Source organism: Phytoactinopolyspora endophytica (assembly GCF_004138495.1).
Taxonomy (GTDB): domain Bacteria; phylum Actinomycetota; class Actinomycetes; order Jiangellales; family Jiangellaceae; genus Phytoactinopolyspora; species Phytoactinopolyspora endophytica.
In genome coordinates, this window is the sequence record NZ_ML142856.1 from 331,787 (window position 1) to 336,956 (window position 5,170).

5 protein-coding genes and 1 pseudogene are annotated in these 5,170 nt (G+C 66.5%); 4 read left to right on the top strand and 2 right to left on the bottom strand.

The annotated features are described in order from the left end of the window. From ELR45_RS17845 to ELR45_RS17860, 4 genes are all read left to right on the top strand, one after another. Positions 1-642, top strand: a 642-nt coding sequence (locus ELR45_RS17845) for an aldehyde dehydrogenase family protein (protein WP_129667610.1), incomplete at its 5' end; no start/stop codon positions are given. Between the two features lie 14 nt (positions 643-656). Next, positions 657-2,105 carry an APC family permease gene (locus ELR45_RS17850; protein WP_129667572.1) on the top strand — a complete coding sequence of 483 codons (1,449 nt, stop codon included), beginning with the start codon at positions 657-659 and terminating at the stop codon, positions 2,103-2,105. 25 nt (positions 2,106-2,130) lie between these two features. After that, entirely contained in the window at positions 2,131-2,490 is a 360-nt protein-coding gene (locus ELR45_RS17855) for a cupin domain-containing protein (RefSeq protein ID WP_165367875.1), read from the top strand. 33 nt (positions 2,491-2,523) lie between these two features. Further along, positions 2,524-3,819, top strand: a complete 1,296-nt coding sequence (locus ELR45_RS17860) for a flavin monoamine oxidase family protein (RefSeq protein ID WP_129667574.1) — start codon at positions 2,524-2,526, stop codon at positions 3,817-3,819. A gap of 81 nt (positions 3,820-3,900) precedes the next feature. Here ELR45_RS17860 and ELR45_RS17865 read toward each other — a convergent pair. Further along, a pseudogene (locus ELR45_RS17865) lies at positions 3,901-4,215 on the bottom strand (transposase); the annotation flags it as partial. Positions 4,216-4,219: 4 nt separating this feature from the next. Continuing rightward, on the bottom strand, positions 4,220-5,170 hold a 951-nt coding region (locus ELR45_RS17870), incomplete at its 5' end, for an IS30 family transposase (RefSeq protein ID WP_240759827.1).

Consider the following 5,170-nt stretch of genomic DNA (forward strand, 5'->3'; position numbering starts at 1 on the left):
GTCACCGGGAACCTGCAGGGAGCGCTGCTCAACAGCGGCCAGGTCTGTGCCGCCTACACCCGTTTCTACGTCGACTCCCGCCGGGTGGATGAGTTCACCGAGAAGATCGCCACCGCGGCGAGCGCCCTGCCCATCGGCCCCGGGATGGGACCGGACACGGCGGTTGGTCCCCTGGTGTCGCAGGAACAGGTCGACCGGGTCGCCCACTACGTGGACCTCGGCGTCAAACAGGGAGCGCAACTCGTCTGTGGTGGCACCAAACCTGGTGGCGACCTCGCCAACGGGTACTTCTTCCAGCCGACGGTGTTCGCCGGTGTCACCGACGAGATGGCCATCGCCCGCGAGGAGATCTTCGGGCCGGTGCTGTCCATCCTGTCCTACGACGACGCCGACGAGCTGGCCGCCCGTGCCAACGACACCGAATACGGTCTCGCTGCCTGTGTCTGGACCAACGACCTGACCACGGCGCACAACCTCGCGGCGTCCATCCGGGCAGGCAGCGTCTTCGTCAACATGCTGCCGTTCCTTGACCCGGCCGCTCCGTGGGGCGGTTACGGCTCCAGCGGCTGGGGCCGGGAGATGGGCGAGCACGCGATCGACGAATTCACCGAAACCAAAGGCGTCTGGATCAACCTCGCCTGACCCCAGGAGTCATCATGTCCGCACCTGTTACTGATCAGCCCCAGCTGCACAAGACCCTGCGCTGGCATCACGGTTTCGTGCTCGCGCTTCCCATCGCGAGCGGGTTGTTCATCTCGGTCGGTTTCGCGATCGGCGCCATCGGCGCGTTTCCCGCCATCGCTGTCGCCGCGACCCTCGCCGTGGTGGCGCTGCTGCAGAACCATCTGTTCGCCGAGATGGCCGCGATGTTCCCGGACAAGCCGGGTGGGATCGCGGTCTATGCGACCGAGGCGTGGAAGCGCTATTTCGCCCCGCTCGGCGCACTGGCCACTTTTGGCTATTGGTGTGGCTGGGCGCTCGTGCTGTCGCTGGTCGGTCTGACGCTTGGCTCGCTGGTGCAGGCGGAGTGGTTCCCCGACCAGACGTGGGTGCTGTTCTCCAGCGGCGACGTGCAATTCGGCCTGGCCCACGTCATCTGCATCGGGGCCATCGTGGCCTGTACCGCCCTCAACGTGCTCGGCATCAAGATCGCGGCTCGTTTCAACCAGGTGATCGGCGCCGTCTTCATCCTGGTGCTCGCCGTGCTGGCGATCGGTCCGTTCGTCACCGGGGCCTTTAACGGCATCGAGCTGTCCGGCGGCGTCTCTGACTGGAAGTCGGTCCTGGTGTGGATGTACGTGCTGGCGTGGGCCATCTACGGCACCGAACTGTGTGCGGCCTTCGCGCCGGAATACAAGGACACCGCACGCGACACGTTCCGCGCCTTGCGGACGGTCGCATTCTTCATGGTGGCCGCCTACGCGCTTGTGCCGATGGCCGCGACCGGGCACCTCGGCGAGGCCACGATCAGCGAGAACCCGATCACCTACGGCGTGCTCAGCGTGCAGCGCATGCTCGGCGGCGCCTCCGGCATCGTGACCGCCGTGCTGTGCGGCGCGCTGTTTCTGAGCATGATCTCCTCGTCCGCGGACGCGGGACGCGCGCTCTACGGCATGGCCCGCGAGAAGATGACCATCCGCCAGTTCGATCAGCTCAACCGCAACGGCATGCCCGCGCGGGCGCTGTGGTTCACCATGGCCGTCAACCTGGTGATCCTTGGCTTCGTCGGTAACCCCGTCGGCATCCTGATCGCCAGCAACATCGGCTACATCCTCGCCGTGACCCTGGCCGTCGTCGGATTCCTGCTGTTGCGCAAGGACCGTCCGGCGTGGCCGCGACCGATCAAGCTCGGCAGGGCGTGGGTGCCCGTCGCGATGATCGTCGCGGCGTTCAACGCCACGATTCTGGTGGTCGGCGCGACCAATCCTGGGCTCAGCTACGCAGGCGGTCTCAAAGAAGTCCTGATCGGACTCGGCTTGCTTGGGGTGAGCCTGCTGCTGCTCGGCTACCGGCAACTGGTCCAGGACCGAGGCCGGCTGACGATCCGGGAACTGCCCGAGGTGACACCCGCGGCGCCAGTGCCGGAACCAAGCCGGCACATCTGACAACAACGATATGGAGGATCACATCATGAGCCCTGTTGACGCACGCACCATCCCCACAACGACCATCGACGCGGCCGAGAACTGGGAGCCGTTCGTTGAAGGTGGCCAGCAGATCGGCGAAGTACATTGGCTCACCGTCCACGAGCGTCCGGAAGGGGCGGTCGCCACCGGCCTGTGGCGGATCGACGCCGAGGCCGGTGCGGAGATTCCCTACGCGGTCAGCGGCAGCGAGACCTTCCACGTGCTCGAAGGCGAGGCCGTGCTGGAACCACCCGAGGGCGAGCCGATCGAACTCAAGGCCGGGATGGTCGTCTCGTTTCCGGATGGGTTCACCGCGATCTGGCGCACTCGCTCGCCGTTCAAGAAGTTCTTCGTCGTCGCCTGACGCCTACGCGTCTTCTGACTGGGAGCACGAACCATGACCAACAGCTATGACGTCCTCGTCATCGGTGCGGGGTTCGCAGGCGTCACCGCCGCACGGGAGCTGAGTCACCGGGGTCGTTCGGTACTCGTGCTCGAGGCCCGGGATCGGCTCGGCGGCCGGACCTGGGTGGACCACCAACTCGGTCTCGATCTCGAAATGGGCGGAACCTGGGTGCATTGGCTCCAGCCTCACGTCTGGGCGGAGATCACCCGGTACGGCATCGAGATCACCCAGAGTCCGCCCGCCGAGCAGGCGTACTGGCATGCCGGCGGCACGGTGCGGCACGGGAGCGCGGACGAACTGCTGGTCAAGCTCGATCCCGGCATGATCGCCACCCTCGCCGACAGCCGCGACTACTTCGACCGGCCCTACGAACCGTTCCTGCGGGACAACCTCGACGACTTCGACCAGCAGACAGTGCTGGACCGGATCGCGGCCTTGAACCTCCCCCCGGACGAGGACGAACTGGTTCGAGGCATGTGGGCGCTGAACTTCAACGCCCCGCCCCAGGTCGCCGGCCTCACCCAGGCACTGCGCTGGTGTTCCGCGGCGTCGGGGAGCTGGCAGCTGCTGTTCGAAGCGTGTGCGACTTACAAGCTCAAACACGGCACCCGCTCACTGATCAACGCCATGGCCGCAGACACCGACGCCGAGATCCGGCTGCACTCCGCGGTGAACTCGGTGACGCGGACAGCAACCGGTGTCGACGTGCGCACCGCATCCGGGCAGCGCTTCACCGCACGCGACGTCATCGTGACGCTGCCGATGAACGCGCTGTCCGGCATCGAGTTCGAACCGGGATTGTCGGCGCTGAAACAAGCCGCAGCCGCCGAGGGACAGGCTTCCCGGGGGGTCAAGACGTGGGTCAAGGTACGCGGCGAGGTGGACCCCTGCTATCTACTGGGCGGGCCCGACCTCCCACTGACCTTCGCGCAACCCGAGTACAAGGTGGATGGTGACACGGTGTTCGTCGCGTTCGGCCCAGACGGTATCCGAGTCCGGCCGGATGACGTCGACGCCGTCGCGAAGGCGATCGCGGTCTGGCGGCCGGACTTCGACGTCATCGACGTCGCCGGGCACGACTGGGTCGGCGATCCCTACTCCCGCGAGACGTGGCCGATGCTGCGGCCGGGGCAACTGCGGCAGCTGCGTGACCTGCAGCAACCGGAAGGCGGGCTGCACATCGCGGGCTCCGGCTACGGCACCGGATGGGCCGGGTTCATCGATGGGGCCATTGAGAGCGGGTTGCGCACCGCACGCAGGCTGATCGCGGGCGGTGCACCGGCCTGACCGTGCGCGGCGGCGGGTTGGTGGTGGCTGAGCTCCTCGGAGACGGAGTCTGAACTGTCCTGGGTTTGGCGGAGGCTGGGTTTAGGCCACCTCGGGGATCGAGATGGCTGGGTGGGTGTGTTCACGGTATAGCTGTTCGTATTCGATGGGCGAGTTGTAGTCGATCGAGGAGTGCAGTCTGGTGGTGTTGTACCAGTGCACCCAGGCGGCGGTTTCTCGTTCGAGTTCGGCGCGGCCGGTCCAGGAGCGTGGATGGCGCTCGATCAGCTCGGTCTTGTACAGCCCGATCGTGGATTCCATGAGGGCGTTGTCCATGGCATCGCCGACCGAGCCGATGGATCCGGTGATGCCGGCCTCGGCGAGCGCGTCGGTGAAGGCCAGCGACGTGTACTGGGCGGGTTCAACTGGTCGTTGCAACACCGGGCTGTTGGAGCGAGCGTAGCTGTTCCTCGAAGACTTCGGCCGGGGTCTTCCAGCCGAGGATCTTGCGGGGCCGGTTGTTGATCGCCAGGGCGACGGCTTCCAGGTCCTCAGCGGACCACCGTGACAGGTCCGTGCCCTTCGGGAAGTATTGACGCAGCAGCCCGTTCGTGTTCTCGTTCGTCGGTCGCTGCCAGGGCGAGTGCGGATCGGCGAAGAACACTCTCGTGCCGGTTTCGAGTGCGAACTGGGCATGCTCGGAGAGTTCCTTCCCGCGGTCCCAGGTGAGGGTCTTGCGGAGCTGCTCGGGGAGCTTGGTTATCGATATCGTTAGCGCGGCGTTCATCGCGATGGCGCCGTAACCACCGAGGGACGGGCCGTTCTTCACGGGTGGTTTCTCGCCCCAGCCCTCCAGCCTGGGCAGATGTACCAGGAGCGTGGATCGGCTGCTGCGCTCGACGACCGTGCCGATCGCGGACCGGCCCGTCCCGATGATCAGATCGCCCTCCCAGTGCCCCGGGACGGCGCGGTCCGCGGCCTCAGCGGGACGCTCTGTCAGGACGACATCCGCGGTGACGTGCCCTTGCGGCTTGTTCTGCGACCGCGCTCTGGGAACCCGCAGTGTCCGGCCTGTTCGCAGACAGGCGACCAGTTCGCGTTTGAGTGCGCCACGGCCCTGGATGAACAGCGACTGGTAGATCGCCTCGTGGCTGATGCGCATGGACTCATCATCGGGGAAGTCGGACCCCAGCCGGCGCGAGATCTGTTCCGGGCTCCACGCCGTCGCCCATCGCCTGTCCTGCCGGTGCGGCTTGTTCAGCCCCTTCCACGCCGGCGGCTCAGGCCCGGTGACGATAGTGCCGTCGGGGCGGCGGACGCCCCCGGCGAGCCGCTCCTGCACGTACTCACGCAACCTATCGTTGCCCACGAG

Bases quoted from the DNA above. Each gene is read 5' to 3' on its own strand.
- ELR45_RS17850 (WP_129667572.1), top strand. From the start codon at position 657: ATGTCCGCACCTGTTACTGATCAGCCCCAGCTGCACAAGACCCTGCGC.
- ELR45_RS17860 (WP_129667574.1), top strand. From the start codon at position 2,524: ATGACCAACAGCTATGACGTCCTCGTCATCGGTGCGGGGTTCGCAGGC.
- ELR45_RS17855 (WP_165367875.1), top strand. From the start codon at position 2,131: ATGAGCCCTGTTGACGCACGCACCATCCCCACAACGACCATCGACGCG.